Annotated in this window: 11 protein-coding genes; 3 read left to right on the top strand and 8 right to left on the bottom strand. The window is 72.4% G+C overall.

The features are described 5' to 3' along the window. Positions 1-122 precede the first annotated feature (122 nt). The 3 genes from ACWIGU_RS32580 to ACWIGU_RS32570 all read left to right on the top strand — a co-directional run bounded on the left by ACWIGU_RS32580 (position 123) and on the right by ACWIGU_RS32570 (position 6,552). Complete coding sequence (locus ACWIGU_RS32580; RefSeq protein ID WP_454405258.1) at positions 123-3,038, top strand: lysylphosphatidylglycerol synthase domain-containing protein; 2,916 nt, start codon at positions 123-125, stop codon at positions 3,036-3,038. Positions 3,039-3,274: 236 nt separating this feature from the next. After that, positions 3,275-4,819, top strand: a complete 1,545-nt coding sequence (locus tag ACWIGU_RS32575) for an alpha/beta hydrolase (RefSeq protein ID WP_454405257.1) — start codon at positions 3,275-3,277, stop codon at positions 4,817-4,819. Between the two features lie 134 nt (positions 4,820-4,953). Next, positions 4,954-6,552 (top strand): alpha/beta hydrolase, encoded by a 1,599-nt coding sequence (locus ACWIGU_RS32570; protein WP_454405256.1) that lies wholly within the window; start codon positions 4,954-4,956, stop codon positions 6,550-6,552. Positions 6,553-6,661: 109 nt separating this feature from the next. On the opposite strand, the gene moeZ is transcribed toward ACWIGU_RS32570, so the two are convergent. The 8 genes from moeZ to ACWIGU_RS32530 all read right to left on the bottom strand — a co-directional run bounded on the left by moeZ (position 6,662) and on the right by ACWIGU_RS32530 (position 16,958). Continuing rightward, on the bottom strand, positions 6,662-7,840 hold the full coding sequence (moeZ, locus tag ACWIGU_RS32565) for an adenylyltransferase/sulfurtransferase MoeZ (RefSeq protein WP_100596698.1): 1,179 nt from the start codon (positions 7,838-7,840) through the stop codon (positions 6,662-6,664). 63 nt (positions 7,841-7,903) lie between these two features. Then, complete coding sequence (locus ACWIGU_RS32560) at positions 7,904-8,653, bottom strand: spherulation-specific family 4 protein (protein WP_454405255.1); 750 nt, start codon at positions 8,651-8,653, stop codon at positions 7,904-7,906. Continuing rightward, complete coding sequence (locus ACWIGU_RS32555; protein ID WP_356276855.1) at positions 8,641-9,600, bottom strand: NAD-dependent epimerase/dehydratase family protein; 960 nt, start codon at positions 9,598-9,600, stop codon at positions 8,641-8,643. Before ACWIGU_RS32555 ends, ACWIGU_RS32560 begins: the two co-directional genes overlap by 13 nt. A gap of 213 nt (positions 9,601-9,813) precedes the next feature. Beyond that, positions 9,814-11,052 (bottom strand): hypothetical protein, encoded by a 1,239-nt coding sequence (locus ACWIGU_RS32550; protein ID WP_454405253.1) that lies wholly within the window; start codon positions 11,050-11,052, stop codon positions 9,814-9,816. Positions 11,053-11,375: 323 nt separating this feature from the next. Further along, the gene (locus ACWIGU_RS32545; RefSeq protein WP_454405252.1) at positions 11,376-13,211 is read right to left on the bottom strand and encodes a DUF3492 domain-containing protein; all 1,836 of its coding nucleotides are present in this window, start codon (positions 13,209-13,211) and stop codon (positions 11,376-11,378) included. Between the two features lie 188 nt (positions 13,212-13,399). After that, the gene (locus tag ACWIGU_RS32540) at positions 13,400-14,977 is read right to left on the bottom strand and encodes a dipeptide ABC transporter ATP-binding protein (protein WP_454405251.1); all 1,578 of its coding nucleotides are present in this window, start codon (positions 14,975-14,977) and stop codon (positions 13,400-13,402) included. Then, positions 14,974-15,963, bottom strand: a complete 990-nt coding sequence (locus ACWIGU_RS32535; protein WP_454405249.1) for an ABC transporter permease — start codon at positions 15,961-15,963, stop codon at positions 14,974-14,976. Before ACWIGU_RS32535 ends, ACWIGU_RS32540 begins: the two co-directional genes overlap by 4 nt. Next, positions 15,960-16,958 carry an ABC transporter permease gene (locus tag ACWIGU_RS32530; RefSeq protein ID WP_454405248.1) on the bottom strand — a complete coding sequence of 333 codons (999 nt, stop codon included), beginning with the start codon at positions 16,956-16,958 and terminating at the stop codon, positions 15,960-15,962. Before ACWIGU_RS32530 ends, ACWIGU_RS32535 begins: the two co-directional genes overlap by 4 nt. Between the last annotated feature and the right edge of the window lie 2 nt (positions 16,959-16,960).

Here is a 16,960-nt window from a genome sequence, read left to right as displayed (position 1 = left end):
GGCGTGGAGAGGCGTATGAAGAAGCACGAATCCGCGGTTGCGGGATACTTTGCTCCCCCGCATTGCACCCTGATGCCCCCCTGTGTCAGTGGGACGTGCCACCATCGTGCGGGCGGTGACCGGTGATACGAGACCAAGAAGAAACGACGGAGCAGCAGGGCGTGCATCCCGATAAGGCGGAGGGCACCTCTGGGGCTTCGGCGCGCCCGGACGGCGAAGAGGCCGACCACTCCCCCGTGACCGAGCGCCGTGGCCACCGGGCCGCGGCGCCACAGGCGGACGTGCCCGCGAAGGCCGCTGAGGCCGGGCCCGAGCGGACCGAGGTCCCTCTGGTCGACCCGGAGTGCATCGACGCCGACGCGCACGCCGAGCGGGTCGACGGCGACGAACCCCTCCTCCCCGCGCGCGTGCACCGTCCCTCCGACCTGATGCGGCTCCTGGTGGGCGTGCTCGCGATCGCCGTGCTGCTGTCGATCGCCGCGTTCGCCCACGGCACGACCTCGGGTCTTCAGCAGGACATCAGCAAGGGCACGGGCGCCGCTCCCGACCTCATGATCAAGTTCGCGGGGCTCGCGTCGAGTATCGCGATCCTTCTCGTACCGGTCGCCTTCGCGATCGAGCGGCTGATCAAACGCGACGGGCTGCGGATCGCCGACGGTGTGCTCGCGGCCGTCCTCGCGCACGGGGTGACGCTGGCGACGGACCTGTGGGTCGCCCAGGGCGCCCCGTCGTCGATCCAGGACGCGCTCACCCGCCCGTCGCCGGGCGACATCCACGCGCTGACCGATCCGGTGCACGGCTATCTCGCGCCCGTCATCGCCTATATGACGGCTGTGGGGATGTCCCGCAGACCACGCTGGCGCGTGGTGCTGTGGGTCGTGCTGCTGCTCGACGCGTTCGCGATGCTGGTCACCGGCTACACGACACCGTTCTCGATCGTCCTGACGGTCCTGATCGGCTGGACGGTCGCCTACGGCACGCTCTACACGGTCGGTTCACCGAACGTGCGTCCCACCGGTCAGACGCTCCTCGCGGGCCTGCGGCACGTCGGCTTCCACCCTGTCAGCGCGGCCCGCGAAGAGGCCCACGAGAGCACCACGGAGAACGGCGACAGAGGGCGGCGCTACTTCGTCACCCTGGAGGACGGCCCCCCGCTCGACGTCACCATCGTCGACCGTGAGCAGCAGGCCCAGGGCTTCTTCTACCGCGTGTGGCGCCAGCTGACGCTGCGGGGCATCACCACGGGACGCAGTCTCCAGTCCCTGCGCCAGGCACTGGAGCAGGAGGCACTTCTCGCGTACGCGGCGATCGCGGCCGGGGCCAACGCCCCGAAGCTGATCGCGACGTCCGAGCTCGGCCCCGACGCGGTGATGCTCGTGTACGAGCACACGGGCGGCCGTTCGCTGGACTCGGTGCCGGACGAGGAGATCACCGACGAGCTGCTGCGCGACACCTGGCACCAGGTGCAGGCCCTCCAGTCACGGCGTATCGCCCATCGGCGGCTCACCGGCGACGCGATTCTGGTGGATCGTTCCGGCACGGTGATCCTCACGGATCTGCGCGGCGGCGAGATCGCGGCCGGCGACCTGATCCTGCGCATGGACATCGCACAGCTCCTGACCACGCTGGGCCTGCGCGTGGGCGCCGAGCGGGCCGTGGCGTCCGCCGTGGGCGTGCTCGGCCCCGACGCGGTCGCCGACTGTCTGCCGCTGCTCCAGCCCATCGCCCTGAGCCGTAATACGCGCTCGACGCTGCGCAGACTCGGCAGGGAGCGTTCCGAACGCGAGCGCGAGGCCGTGCTCGATGCTTCGCGCAGGGCGAAGCAGGCCCGCCTGGAGGAGGCCTCCCAGGCTGCGGCCTCCCTTGCCGAGGCCTCTCCGGCCGAGAAACCAACGCCTGCGGAGACCGTCGCCGAGCGCGCGGCACCCCCGTCGGCCAAGACCTCCGCGAAGGCGGAACGGCAGACCGAGAAGGCCGAGCGGCAGGCCGAGAAGAAGGCCATCGACGAAGCCCTGGACGAGGCGCGCGAGGAGGATCTGCTCACCCAGATCCGCCACCAGGTGCTCCGCATCCGGCCGCAGGCGCCCGTCGAACCGGCCCGCCTGGAGCGCGTCAGGCCGCGCACCCTCGTGAGCTTCATCGCGGGCGCCATCGGCGCGTACTTCCTCCTGTCGCAGCTGACGCACATCGAGTTCGGGACGCTGTTCCGGGAGGCCCAGTGGGGCTGGGTCGCCGCCGCCGTCCTGTTCTCGGCGCTGAGCTACTTCGCCGCCGCGATGAGCCTGCTCGGGTTCGTCCCGGAGCGCGTCCCCTTCCTGCGGACCGTCGCGGCGCAGGTCGCCGGCTCGTTCGTGAAGATCGTGGCACCGGCCGCCGTAGGCGGTGTCGCGCTCAACACCCGCTTCCTGCAACGCTCGGGCGTGCGCCCCGGGCTCGCGGTGGCCAGCGTCGGCGCCTCCCAGCTCTTCGGTCTGGGCGCCCACATCATGATGCTGCTGACCTTCGGCTATCTGACCGGCACGGAGAAGACCCCGTCCCTGTCGCCGTCCCGGACGGTCATCGCGGGTCTGCTGACCGTCGCGGTCCTCGTGCTCGTGGTGACGTCGATCCCCTTCCTGCGGAAGTTCGTGGTCACGCGCGTACGGTCCCTGTTCGCCGGCGTCGTACCGCGCATGCTGGACGTGCTCCAGCGGCCGCAGAAGCTGCTCACCGGCATCGGCGGCATGCTCCTGCTGACGGCCTGCTTCGTGATGTGCCTGGACGCGTCGATCCGCGCCTTCGGGGACGAGACGACGACGCTCAGCCTGGCCAGCGTCGCGGTCGTGTTCCTCGCCGGCAACGCGCTCGGCTCCGCCGCGCCGACACCGGGCGGTGTGGGCGCCGTCGAGGCGACCCTGACGGTCGGACTCATCGCGGTCGGCCTGCCCAAGGAGGTCGCGGCCCCGGCCGTGCTGCTCTACCGGCTCATGACGCTGTGGCTGCCGGTCCTGCCGGGTTGGCTCTTCTTCAACCACCTCTCCCGGAAGGGCTCCCTGTAGGGACGCGTTTGCGGGGGAGGGATCCCCGTAGAGGCACGATTCCCGAGCGGGACCCTGCAGAGGCACATTTCCCGAGCGGGCTCCCCGTAGAGGCACATTTCCCGAACGCGCTCCCCGTAGAGGCACACTTCCCGAGCGGACTCCCCGTAGAGCCCCGCCCCCGTAGCCGTCGTCATCTCTCACCCGCACGGCCCACGCCCCGAGCGCCCCGTGGGCCGTCGCCGCAGGATGGGTTCATGCCCAATCCGTCCCGGCCGCGTGCCGCTGCCCTGGCCGCCACCGCCGTCCTCTTGACCTCCGCCCTCGCGGCGTGCGGCACCGACACGAATGACGTGGACGTGAGGTCCCAGTCCCTCAGCTGGAAGGACTGCCCTGCGCCCTCGGAGTCGGAGGGCGGCGGCCCCGCGCCCTCCCCGCTGCCCGGAGGCGCCACCTGGCAGTGCGCCACCATGCAGACGCCCCTCGACTGGGACAAACCCGAGGGCGACACGATCGGCCTCGCGCTCATCCGCGCCAAGTCCTCCGGCGCCAAAGGCAAGCGCATCGGATCCCTCATCTTCAACTTCGGCGGCCCCGGCGGCTCCGGGGTCACCACGCTGCCCGCGTTCGGCAGCGAGTACACGAAGCTGCGCACCCGCTACGACCTGGTGAGTTTCGACCCGCGCGGCGTCGGCCGCAGCGACGGCGTGAAGTGCGAGAACGACAAGCAGCTCGACAAGTACTTCCAGCAGGACGCCATCCCCGACGACACCGCCCAGACGAAGAAGCTCGTCAGCAACGTCACCCAGTTCAACAACGCCTGCGAGAAGAACTCCGGGCAGGTCATCCCGCACGTCGCCACGACCGACGCCGCCCGCGACATGGACCTGATGCGGCAGGTGCTCGGCGACGACAAGCTGCACTACTTCGGGATCTCCTACGGCACCGAACTGGGCGGCGTGTACGCCCACTTGTTCCCGAAGAACGTGGGCCGCGCCGTCTTCGACGGTGTCGTCGACCCGACCCAGAACGCCGAGGAGAGCTCGCTCGGCCAGGCCAAGGGCTTCCAGCTCGCCCTCGACAACTACGCGAAGGACTGCACCTCCAAGGTCGAGGACTGCCCGGTCGGCGACACCCCCGCGGAGGTCAAGGCCAAGATCGCGAAGCTGCTCAGGGGCCTCGACTCCAAGCCGATCCCGGGGGTCTTCCCGCGCCAGCTGACGCAGACCGCCGCGACGAACGGCATCGCGCAGTCGCTGTACTCCAAGGACTTCTGGGAGTACCTCACCGAGGGCCTCGTCCAGGCCTACGAGGGTGACGGCAAGATCCTCATGCTGCTTTCGGACTCCATGAACGGCCGCAACGAGGACGGCACGTACAGCAACCTCCAGGCCGCCAATGTCGCCATCAACTGCGCCGACGACAAGCCCCGTTACACGCCGGCTTACGTCCGGTCGAAGCTCCCCGAGTTCCGGGCCGCCTCGCCCCTGTTCGGCGACTTTCTCGCGTGGGGCATGCTCAGCTGCACGGACTGGGCGGTCGCCGGCGCCGCGAACCACCCCGACGTGAGCGCGCCTGGCTCGGCGCCGATCGTCGTCGTCGGCAACACGGGCGACCCCGCCACCCCGTACGAAGGTGCGAAGAAGATGGTCGACGCGCTCGGCGATGGTGTCGGGGTGCAGGTCACGTACAAAGGCCAGGGGCACGGCGCGTACGACAGCGGGAACAAGTGTGTGCGGGGTGCCGTGGACGGCTATCTGCTGAACGGGACGGTGCCGAAGGCAGGCACGGTCTGCAAGTAGCCGCGGGAGTACGGGTGTTCGGCTCGTTTGCCGGCTGTGCTCTGCCGCAGGTGATTGTCAGTGGCTCTGCCTAGGATGGCCTCACTGTCTTCGGACCGGGGACAGGCGAGGGGGATCGCCAGGGGGAGGTGCCTGTGTCGCGTCATGTTCGTTCGTTCGCGCTGCTGGCCGCGGGGCTGCTGGTGGCGGGGGCCGCCGCGGGCTGCGGCGGGCCGGGAGACAAGGCCGGGCACGGCGAGGGGAAGGGGCAGACACAGCCACCGCGTTCGTCGCCGCCCTCACCGTCGCCACCGCCCCGCTCGGACAAGGCCGTCCCCGGCGCACTGCCCCGGCTGCCCGCCGCGCTCACCTCTCAGCGGCTCGGCTGGGGCCGCTGCAAGGCCACCGACGACGGCCCCGCACCCGGCTCCGACTGGCAGTGCGCGACGCTGAAGGCGCCGCTCGACTACGCGAAGCCGGACGGGGAGACCATCGGCGTCGCCCTCATCCGCGCCAGGTCCACGGGCGGGAGCGGTCGTTCCGGTTCTCTCCTGTTCAACTTCGGCGGGCCGGGCGGCTCGGGGGTCTCGATGCTGCCCGCCTTCGCACCCGACTACGCGAAGCTGCGCGAGCGCTACGACCTGGTGAGCTTCGACCCGCGCGGCGTCGGCGCGAGTGAGGAGGTGCGCTGCCGCGACGACAAGGCGATCCAGGCCGCCGAGTCCGTCGACTTGACGCCGGACACCCCCGCCGAGGAGCGGGCGTACTTCAAGGACGCCGCCGACTTCGGTGCTGGCTGCGCGCGGCAGGCCGGCAAGCTGCTCGGGCACGTGTCGACGGACGAGACGGCCCGCGACATGGACCTGGCGCGCCAGGCGCTCGGCGACGACAAGCTGCACTACATGGGCGTCTCGTACGGGACCCAACTGGGCGGCGTGTACGCGCACTTGTTCCCCGGCACGGTGGGCCGGCTCGTCCTGGACGCCGTGGTCGACCCGGCCGCGGACACCGTGGGCCACGCCGAGAACCAGACGAGGGGCTTCCAGCGGGCCCTCGACAACTACCTCAAGTCCACCGGCCAGAACCCGGATCATGGCTCCCGGAAGATCGCCGCGCTGCTGAAGCGGATCGACGCGAAGCCGCTGCCGGCCTCGAGCGGCCGCGAGCTCAACCAGTCGCTCGCGACGATCGGCATCACCGTCACCCTGTACAGCAAGAACAGTTGGCCCGCGCTGACGCGTGGCCTCGAGGCGGCGGAGCAGGGGGACGGGACGGCGCTGCTCGCCCTGGCCGACGCGTACAACGAGCGGAGCCCCGCCGGGCATTACAGCTCGCAGAGTCACTCGCAGCGGGCGATCTCCTGCCTCGACGACAAGGAGCGGCCGACGCCGGCGGAGGCGAAGAAGCGGCTCGCGTCGTTCCGCGGGATCTCGCCCGTCTTCGGGGAGTTCATGGCCTGGGACACGGCGGGCTGGTGCCACGACTGGCCGGTGCCGGGCCAGTACGAGACGCCCGAGGTGAGCGCGCCGGGCGCCGCCCCGATCCTCGTCGTGGGGAACACGGGCGACCCGGCGACCCCGTACGAGGGCGCCCGCAGGATGGCGGACGAGCTCGGCAAGGGCGTCGGCGTCGAGCTCACCTGGAAGGGCGAGGGGCACGGCGCGTACGGCAGCGGGTCGGGCTGTGTCGACTCGACGGTGAACGGCTATCTCCTGGAGGGCCGAATACCGCGCGACGGGAAGGTCTGCTCCTGAGGCGGACGGCGAAGCGGCGCCCTATGACGAACGGGCCCCGCACGCGAGGTGCGGGACCCGTTCGGAAAAGCTGCCCCGTGACCGGCGGCCGCGCGGGCCGGCGGGCGGTCTAGTAGACCGGCTTCTCGGGCTCGATCTGGTTGACCCAGCCGATCACGCCGCCGCCGACGTGCACGGCGTCCGCGAAGCCCGCGGACTTCAGAACGGCGAGGACTTCCGCACTGCGGACACCCGTCTTGCAGTGCAAGACGATCTTCTTGTCCTGCGGGAGGCTCTCCAGGGCGGTGCCCATGAGGAACTCGTTCTTCGGGATCAGCCGGGCGCCGGGGATCGAGACGATCTCGTACTCGTTCGGCTCGCGGACGTCGATGATCTCGATGTTCTCGCCGTCGTCGATCCACTCCTTGAGCTGCTTGGGAGTGATCGTCGAGCCGGCCGCCGCCTCCTGGGCCTCCTCGGACACGACGCCGCAGAAGGCCTCGTAGTCGATGAGCTCGGTGACGGTGGCGTTCGGGCCGCAGACAGCGCAGTCGGGGTCCTTGCGGACCTTGACCTGGCGGTACTGCATCTCCAGGGCGTCGTAGATCATCAGGCGGCCGACGAGCGGCTCACCGACACCCGCGAGGACCTTGATCGCCTCGGTGACCTGGATGGAGCCGATGGACGCGCACAGCACGCCCAGGACGCCGCCCTCGGCGCAGGAGGGGACCATGCCGGGGGGCGGGGGCTCCGGGTAGAGGCAGCGGTAGCACGGGCCGTGCTCGGACCAGAAGACCGAGGCCTGGCCGTCGAAGCGGTAGATCGAGCCCCACACGTACGGCTTGTTGAGCAGCACGCAGGCGTCGTTGACCAGGTAGCGGGTCGCGAAGTTGTCCGTGCCGTCGACGATCAGGTCGTACTGGCTGAAGATGTCCATCACGTTCTCGGCCTCGAGCCGCTCTTCGTGGAGGATCACGTTCACGTACGGGTTGATGCCGAGGACGGAGTCCTTGGCGGACTCGGCCTTGGAGCGGCCGATGTCGGCCTGGCTGTGGATGATCTGGCGCTGCAGGTTCGACTCGTCGACCTCGTCGAACTCGACGATGCCGAGCGTGCCCACACCGGCCGCGGCCAGGTACATGAGCGCCGGCGAACCGAGGCCACCGGCGCCCACGGCGAGCACCTTGGCGTTCTTCAGCCGCTTCTGCCCGTCCATCCCGACATCGGGGATGATCAGGTGGCGGGAGTACCTGCGGACCTCGTCTACGGTGAGCTCAGCAGCTGGCTCTACCAGGGGTGGCAGCGACACGGGGGCTCCGTTGATCGTCATTTCCGAACAGTGGTGATTCCGTCAACACTGCCACGCCCCTCTTCATTCCGAGACACCCGTTCCGACCCGCGAGACGATGTCGTCCCAGTACCCGGGCATGGCCTCCCAGGGGTCGGCGGCGCCGCCGCGGTCCGTGCGGTCGGTGAAGTAGATCGTCCCGGCGCCCTGCCAGCGGGCGATGCGCAGCGCCTCGTCGAGGTGCCCGCGGGGCACGCCGTGCACGAAGTGACAGAAGCGCTCGGGCGGATAGTCGGCCGTCCACTCGGCGACCTGGGACCAGCGGTAGTCGCTCCACGGCCCGGAGAAGGTCACCATCTGATCAGCGGTCTCGGCGTAGCCCGGATACGGGTGCGTGCCGTGCCCGAGGACGATGTGGGCGTCCTCACACAGGGCGCGCAGCGTGGTGACGATGCGGCGGACCTCGGGGAGGGCGGCCCGTTCGGTCGGGCAGCGGCCGAGGGAGAAACCGTCGACGCGGTACCAGTCGAGATAGCGGTGGGCGTCGGAGACGACCTCGCCGAACGAGCGGGCGCCGTAGGTCAGATCGAGGTGCCCGAGGACCCGTACGTCGCGGTTGCGCAGCCTGCCCGCGGCTTCGAGGCAGTGCGGGTCGGGGCGCGCCCCGGGGCCGTCCGCGACGTTCAGGACGACCCAGTGCAGGGGAGCGCCGGGACGGGTGAGTTCGGCCCATTCGACGGGCGCCATGAGGGGGTGTGCGTAGCCGGGGATGCCGAAGCCGAGCCGTATGTCGGTGCTCGCGGTCCCGGGGGCGGTGGGGGTCAGATACGGCATGCCGCTTCCATCCAGATGTCGGCGAGTGATTCCTCGAGGTTGATGCGGGGGCGCCAGCCGAGCCGGTCGCGCGCGGTGCGCACGTCGGCCTGCTGCCAGCTGCCGCAGCCGTCCGGGTACGGGTACGCGGCGGGTGCCACGTGGTCGGGGTCGGAGCGGGGGTGGCCGAGCGTCGGGCGGACGGGGCCGCCGGGTGAGTCGAGCTCGTGGAGCGCGCCGCCGAAGCCGGCGACGCGGGCGAGCACGGACGCCGCGTCCCGCAGCCGGACGGCGCGGCCCGAGCCGATGTTGATGACGCCCTGCGCGGCGGAGAGCGAGGCCGCGTGGACGGCGCGGGCCACGTCGCGGACGTCGATGAAGTCGCGCTGCGCGCCGAGTCCGCCGAGCTTGAGTTCGCCGTCGCCGGACTGCATGGCGCGGCGCATGGCCTCGGCGAGACGGCCGAGGGGCGAGCCGGCGGGGGTTCCGGGCCCGGCCGGGGAGAACACGCGCAGGACGACGGCGTCGAGCCCGGAGCCGAGGACGAGTTCCGTCGCTGCGAGCTTGCTGACGCCGTACGGTCCGCCGGGCCGCGGCACGGCGTCCTCGGCGGTGGAGGAGCCGGGCTGCGAGGGCCCGTACTCGGCGCCGCAGCCGATCTGGACGAGGCGGGCGCCGCAGCCGCTGCGCCGCAGGGCCTCGCAGACGGTGGCGACGGCGACGGTGTTGTGGCGGGTGAGGTCGCGGGCGCCGCCGCGCGTGGCTCCCGCGCAGTTGATGACGACTCCGGGGTGGACCGCGTCGAGGAAGCGGGTCAGTGCGCCCGGGCTTCCGGTGGCGAGGTCGAACCGTACGTCCGCGTCGTCCCCCCGGCCGAGCGCGGTGAGCTGCACGGCGGGGTCGGCGAGCAGGCGGTCGGCGACGAAGCGGCCGAGGTATCCGTTGGCTCCGATCAGCAGCACCCTCATCGGGCGGCTCCCCGGGTGAGCTCTCCGAGTTCTCCGGGAAGTCCTGGACGCCCGGGGCGTCGGGATGGTCCGGGGCCTCCGGGGGGAGGGGTGGTCATCTCGCGTTCTCCTTAGGGGTGTTGCCGTGGGTCTTCGGAAGGCCCGCGGTGTCGGCCCCGCGGGAGGGGAGCGGCCGGCCGGCCGCTTCGTGTGGTCGTACGGCGTCGGGCGCGGTCACGGGGTGGCGTCCGTGGGCGCGTGGGCGGAGGCCCGGCTGAGGGTGCGGGCCGCGTGGACGAGGAGGGTGAGCGCGGCGGCGCCACAGGCCAGGGCGGGTACGGTGCCGGGCCCCCAGGCATCGACGGCCGTCTCTACGGGGACGGCGAGGAAGCCGCAGCCGGGAAGGCGTCCCGCGAACACGGTGGAGACGGCGAGCGCCTCGGCCGCTGCGGCCGCGCCGAGGACGACGGCGGGGGCGTGGGTGCGGCCGTGCGCCGTGAGCAGGCGGGCGAGCAGCAGGAGCGCGCCGAGCGTTCCGGCGCCGGCGTATGCCGCGTCCTGGCCGAGTACGGCGGCGGCCACCCCGATGAGGGCGTACAGCGCGCACAGGAAGAGCGCGAAGACGGCGAGGAGGAGGGGGCGCACGGAGGCGGCGAACTCTTCGAGGCCCCGGCTGGAGGCGAGCCTGCGCCGGGCGACCGCGCCGAAGAGCTGGGCGCACCAGGCGCCGGGCGCGACGGCGAAGGCCAGGGCGAGGAGGGGAGCGGTGGCGGGGGCCCAGCCCTCGTCGGGACCGCCCGCGACAGCAGCGGTCAGAAGTCCGTCGCCGAGGAGGGCATAGGCGAGGAGCCAGCAGGTCCAGGCGCCGGTGGCGGGCACGGTGCGGGCGGTGGCGCGCAGCGGGCCCCGGCGCAGGGCGGCGCGGAGTGCGGCGGAGACGGCGAGCACGCCGCCGGCCCCGACCGCGAGCCGCATCCGTCCGTCGGTGAAGTCGAGTCCTACGAGGGTGAGGACGCCCAGCGCGCCGGGCAGCAGCGTGAGGACGGCCCAGACGGGGGGCCGGCCGCGGGGTGTGTCGGATACGGCGTGCCGGGTTTCCGGTCCGATGTCGCTGTCGCGGGGCACGCGCGCGTACATCTCTTCGGCGAGCGAGAAGACGTCGCGGTGCCGGAAGCGGGCAGCGGTCCGGTCGGTGACGCCGTGGGCTTCCAGACCGGCCGCGATCTCCAGGGGGTCGACGGCACGTTCGCAGAGCTCGCGGTGCCGGTGCATCAGGGCTTTCACGGGGTCCACGCCGGTACGGCGTCGGCTGCCGCCGGCGGCCTCGTCGGCCTTGGGAGGGCTGCCGGGATGGGCGGTACCGGCGGGAGGGGAGGCCGGCGCCGGGGGTGTGTCGGGGAGCGGGTTGCCCGTAGGCGCGGATGCGGATGCGGGTGCGACGCCGGCGCGCCAGGCCGCGGGTTCGTTCAGCAAGGCTTCGTCGGCGGGCGCGGAGTCGAGCCCCCGGGCCAGAACCCCCGGTCCGGCCCCCGGCTCCGGCTCCGCACGCCGCTCCGATTCCGGCTCACCATCCGACCCCGCAACCGGCTCAGCACCCGGCCCCGGCCCAACGCCCAACCGCGTCTCAGGCCCCCGAGCCAGCCCCGACGCAGCGCCGGCCCCAGGCCCGGCCCCGGTCTCCCTCGACCCCGACCCCAACACCTCCCGCGACCCCGTCCCCCACGCGTCCGCGCCACCCGGCACCTGCGGCGCGTCCAAGCCCGCGCCCACGACCGTCTCGCCCGACTCCCGCCCGCTCACGCGTCCCCCTCCCCACCGGGAAACGCACCGGCCAACTGCCCGTGCTCACCGGCCGGCCGCTCCCCGCCACCGCCCGAACCAACGGCACCGCTCCCGGAGGCAGCCGCCTCCCCCTCCGTCCCCGCCCAACTAGGCGCGTCCCCAGAGGCGGAGCGCCCCGCCAGCCACGTCCCGAAGCCCCCGCCCGACTCGCTCGTCGGTGCGGTCCAGCGGCCCGGTACGTGGGCCTCCGGAGGGTTGGCGAAGGGCAGGGGTTCGCCCGCGTCGTCCACGGCTTCACGGCGCACGGGGCAGTGGGAAACGATCTCCAGGTAAATGCCGTGAAATGCCGTGATGTTCTGCTCGACGGTGAAGAGTTCGAGCGCCCGTGCCCGCGCGGCCGCGCCGAGGCGCTCGCGGCGCCCCGGGTCCCGCAGCAACGACACACACGCCTCGGCGAGCGCCCGTGGGTTGCGCGGCGGGACCACCAGGCCGGTGCCGCCGATGACCTCGACGACGGCGCCCGCGTCGGTCGAGACCGTGGCGCGTCCGCAGAACATCGCCTCGACGAGGCTGATCGGGAACCCCTCGACGATGCTCGACAGGACGACGACGCTCCCGGCGGCGTACGCGTCCGCGAGGTCGGGTGTCTCGGGCGCGCCGATCTCCTCGAAGGAGACGGGGTTGTCGCCCATCGCGTGGGCGCCCTCCGCCTCGTCGGGGAAGAGCTGGGCGGCGAGGGCCTTGCAGTGGGCGAGGTAGGCGGCGGCCTCGGGGCCTTCGGCGGGCGCTCCGACGAGGCGCAGGCGGGCCTTGGGCTCGTCCTTGCGGATCTCCGCGAAGGCGTGGAGGAGGGAGATCAGGTCCTTGGAGGGTTCGATGCGGCCGACCCAGACCAGGGTGCCGGGCTCCCCCGGCTCCTCGCGCTCGCCGATCTCGGCGAAGCGGGAGGCCTCCATGCCGGGGTGGACGGTGCGCAGTTTCGCCCGGTCGGCGCCGCACCGCTCCTGCCAGCGCCGGGCGTGCGTGTTGCCGGGGGTGATGATCGCGGCCTGCCGGTAGGTCTCGGCGGCGAGGCGGCCGTGGAAGGAGGCGAGCATCGCCCGTACGGGGGCACTCAGTTCGGCGTCGCCGGCCGCGATGTAGTGGGCCCGCAGCTGGACGCCGTACTCCGTGACGAGGAGGGGGACGCCGGAGAAGTGGTGGGCGACGAGTCCGGGCAGGGCGGCGGGGCCGCCGGAGGTGGCGTGGCACAGGTCGACCGAGCCGAGGCCGTCGTCGCCGTACCAGTCGAGGGAGAGCGGGCGCAGGGCGCGTTCGATGTGTCCGGCGACGGCGAGGAGGTCGGGGACGCGGGTGGCGCGGGCCGCGCGCAGGGCGCCCGGTGCGCGGCAGGCGCGCTCCAGCGTGCGGACGGCGGTCTCGGAGCGCAGGGCACCGACGAGTCCGCCTTCGTCGCGGGCGAGTTCGGCGAGCTTGTACAACGCGTTGCCGAAACGGTCCGCCTCGGCGCTGGAGGAGTCGGCGGGCACGCCCGCGAGGCCGGCGGTCTCGGGGGGAGCGCCCGCGCAGACGGCCCCCGCCAGCTCCGCGTACGCGTCGGCGAAGCGCCGCCTGCCGCGGCGCCCGTAGCTGATGCCGTCGTCATCGGCGGTCCACACCGGAGCGGTGCGCACCCGGCTGACCTGCGGCGGCAGTTCGATCCAGCCGCGGTCCTCCTGGTCCTGGCTGCGGCTGAGCGCGTAGAGGTCGAACTCGTGCTGCTCGAGCCCGCGCACGAGCCGGTCGCACCAGAGTCTGGCCTCACCGCTCACATACGGATAGCCACCCTCCGTAAGCAGTCCGATGCGCACGAGTACACCCCCGATCTCCCGTCTGGGGAGCCGCCGTTGGTCCGGTGGCTCAGCGGGACGAACGTATGCGGACATGCCGGTGGCGTGATGGACGGTTGTCCATCACGCCACCAAAAGGGGTGAACGGCCGTAACTTTCCCGCGCGGGTAGCGTTCTGTCGCGCTACACGCCCATTCGGTCACGGAGTGTCATGCTGCGGCCAGCTCCCTGCGGGCGGTGCGTCGCCGCGCGGCGACGGCCGGATCGAGCGCCGGCACGGCGGTGAGCAGCTGCCGCGTGTACGGGTCCTGTGGCGCTCCGTAGACCTCGTCCACGGAGCCGTACTCGACGACGCGCCCCTTGCGCATGACGGCGACCCGGTCGCTGACCTGGCGGACGACGGCGAGGTCGTGGGCGATGAAGACGAGGGCGAGGCCCAGCTCGTCCTGGAGTTCCCGCAGCAGGCCGGTGACCTGGGCCTGGGTCGTGACGTCGAGGGCGGAGACGGCTTCGTCGCACACGATGATGCGCGGTTCGGCGGCGAGCGCGCGGGCGATCCCGACGCGCTGGCGCTGTCCGCCGCTGAACTCGTGCGGATGGCGCCCGTAGTGCGCCGGGTCGAGCCCGACGCGTTCCAGGAGTTCCTCGACCCGGCCGCGCACCTCCTTGTCGCCGCGCGCCCGCAGCGGGTCGGCGACGGACTCCCCCACGCTGCGGCGGGGGTTGAGGGAGGAGACGGGGTCCTGGAACACCATCTGCACGCCGTTCCCGGCGCGCGCCCCTGAAAGGAGCACCTGCCCGGACGTCGGTTCGAGGAGCCCGACGAGCATCCGTCCGAGCGTGGTCTTGCCGCTGCCGCTCTCGCCCACGATTCCGAGGGTCTCGCCCCGGCGCACGGTCAGGGAGACCCCGTCGACGGCGGCGAAGGCGCGCTTACCGCGCCCGAACTCCCTTCGCAGGTCGACCGCTTCGAGCAGGACGTCGCCCGTCGCGTCCGGGCGCTGCGGGCGTGCCGCGTCGACGCGGGGGACGGCGCCGAGCAGTTCCTTCGTGTACGCGGCGGAGGGTGCGCCGAGCACGTCGGCGACGGCTCCGCGTTCGACGGCGCGGCCGTGGCGCATGACGAGGACGTCGTCGACGCTCTCGGCGGCGACGCCCACGTCGTGGGTGACGAGGATGAGGCCCATGCCGGTCTCCTGGCGCAGCCCGTGGAGCAGGTCGAGGATCTGCGCCTGGACGGTGACGTCGAGGGCGGTGGTCGGTTCGTCGGCGACGAGGAGGGCGGGTTCGCAGGCCAGGGCCATGGCGATCAGGGCGCGCTGGCGCATGCCGCCGCTGAACTCGTGGGGGCGTGAGCGCGCGCGGCGGGCGGCGTCGGGGATGCCGACCCGGTCGAGCACTTCCACGGCACGCGCGCGTGCGGCGCGCCGGGACGCCTTGGAGTGCACGCGGTACACCTCGGCGATCTGGTCGCCGACGGCGTAGTACGGGTCGAGGGAGGACAGCGGGTCCTGGAAGACCATCGCGGCCGTCCCGCCCCGCAGCCGCCGCAGGGCCTCGCCGTCGGCTTCCTGTACGTCGGTGCCGGCGACCCGCACGGACCCGGTGACGCGCGCGCCGGTCCCCCGGTGGAGGCCGAGGAGCGCGGAGGCGACCGTGCTCTTGCCGGATCCGGACTCGCCGACGACGCCGAGCGCCGCGCCCTCCTCCAGGCGGAAGGAGAGCGTGTCGACGGCCCGCAGGTCCCCGAACTCGACGGTGAGCGCGTCCACTTCGACGAGGCTCATGACAGGACCACCCGTCGGTCGGCCACCGCGTACAGGACGTCCGCGACAGCATTGGCGAGTACCACGAAGAAGCCGGTGACGAGGACCATGCCGACGACGACCGGCAGGTCGACGACGTTGACGGCGTGCACGAGTTCGCGGCCGAGTCCCGGGATGCCGAACAGGGTCTCGCTGAGCACGGCGCCGCCGAACATGGAGCCGAAGTCGTTGGCGTTCAGGGCGATGACAGGGGCGACGGCACCGCGCAGGGCGTGCCGTCCGATGATGGAGCGTTCGCCGACCCCGTAGGCGCGGAAGGTGCGCACGTGGTCCTCGGCGAGGGTCTCCAGCATGGAGGCGCGGGTGAGGCGCGCGTACTTGGCGGCCTCGATGAGGGCGAGGGACAGCCAGGGCAGGAGCAGGTTCCACGCCCACTGTTCGGGGTCGTCGGTGAAGGGCACGTACTGCGGGAAGGGCAGCCACTGGAGCTGTCCGCAGACGACGATCATCAGCAGCAGGCCGATGACGAAGACGGGCGTGGCCGTGCCGGCGAGGGTGATGCCGGTGAGGATCCGCTCCGTGGGCCGGCCGCGCCGCCATGCGGACAGGACGCCGGTGCCGACGCCGAGGATCAGCCACAGCACCATGGCGCCGAGCGCGAGCGAGGCGGTGGCGGGCAGCTTGGTGAGGATCAGCTGCGTGACCTGCTGGTCGGTCTGGTAGGAGAAGCCGAGGCAGGGGGCGTCGCAGTGCTGGACGGCGGTGCCGGTGGAGAAGTCCTGTCCTGCGAAGATGCCCTCGAGGAAGTGCCAGTAGCGCAGGTACAGCGGGTCGTCGAGCCTCAACTGGTCGGCGACCTGCTGCACTTGGGCGGGCGAGCAGCGGGGGCCGCAGCTGATCTGGGCGACGTTGCCGGGGGCCGCGTAGAAGACTACGTAGATGATCACCGAGATGGCGAGCAGGGTGACGGCGGCGCCGATCGCCCTGCGCAGCAGGAAGCCGGTCATGCGCCGGCCTCCCGCTTGCGGCCCGTGCCGATGCGCAGGCGGGACGCGGCGCGCGGGTCGAGCGCGGTGCGCACGCCGTCGCCGAGGACGGTGAGCGCGAGCACGGTCACGAAGAGCGCGCCGGCGGGCAGCAGTAGGTACTGCGGTGCGGCCTGGTACCAGACGTCGGCGGCGGTGAGCATCTGTCCCCAGGACGGTGTGGGCGGTTTGACGCCGACGCCGAGGAACGAGAGGGCCGCCTCGACGGTGACGTTCGTCGGGACGAGCAGGGACGCGTACGTGATGACGGGCGCGGCGAGCGACGGGAGGAGTTCGCGACGGGCGATCTGCCAGGTGGGCCAGCCGCTGAGCCGGGCCGCGGCCACGAAGTCGCGTTCCTTGAGGGTGATGGTCTGGGCGCGCACGATCTTGGCGGTGCCGCCCCAGGCCACGAGCCCGATCACCAGGGCGACGAGGACGGGCCGGGGAAAGCCGCCCGGGACGATCGCCATCAGGGCGAGCGCGAGGATCATCAGGGGCAGCGCGACGATGACGTCGGTGGCGCGGCTGAGGATCTGGTCGACCCAGCGGTTGCCGAGCCCGGCCGCGATGCCGACGGTGACGCCGATGAGCACCTGCACGACGGTGGCGGCGAGTGCGACGCCGAGTGAGACCCGGGCCCCGTAGACGAGGCGGGTGAACAGGTCGCGTCCGGTCTGCGGTTCGACGCCGAGCCAGTGCTCGCCGCCGGCCCCGCCGAACGCGCCGACGGGCACGCCGCCGCGCGCGGAGTCGATGAGGTGGGGGTGGTACGTGTTGGGGTCCTGGCCCTCGATCAGCGCGAGGAGCGGGGCCCCGAGCGCGATCAGGACGAGCAGGGCGACGACGGCCGCCGCGACGAGGGCGGCGCGCTGCGTGCGCAGGCGCCGCCAGAACTGACGGGCTCCGGAGACGGGGGCGGGCGCCGTGACGGCGCCCGCCCCTGCGGTCTCCGAGGCCACAAGTGCCTCGGTCATCG

The sequence above is a fragment of the Streptomyces sp. NPDC055400 genome, assembly GCF_053644375.1.
This window is presented reverse-complemented; position numbering and strand designations above follow the sequence as displayed.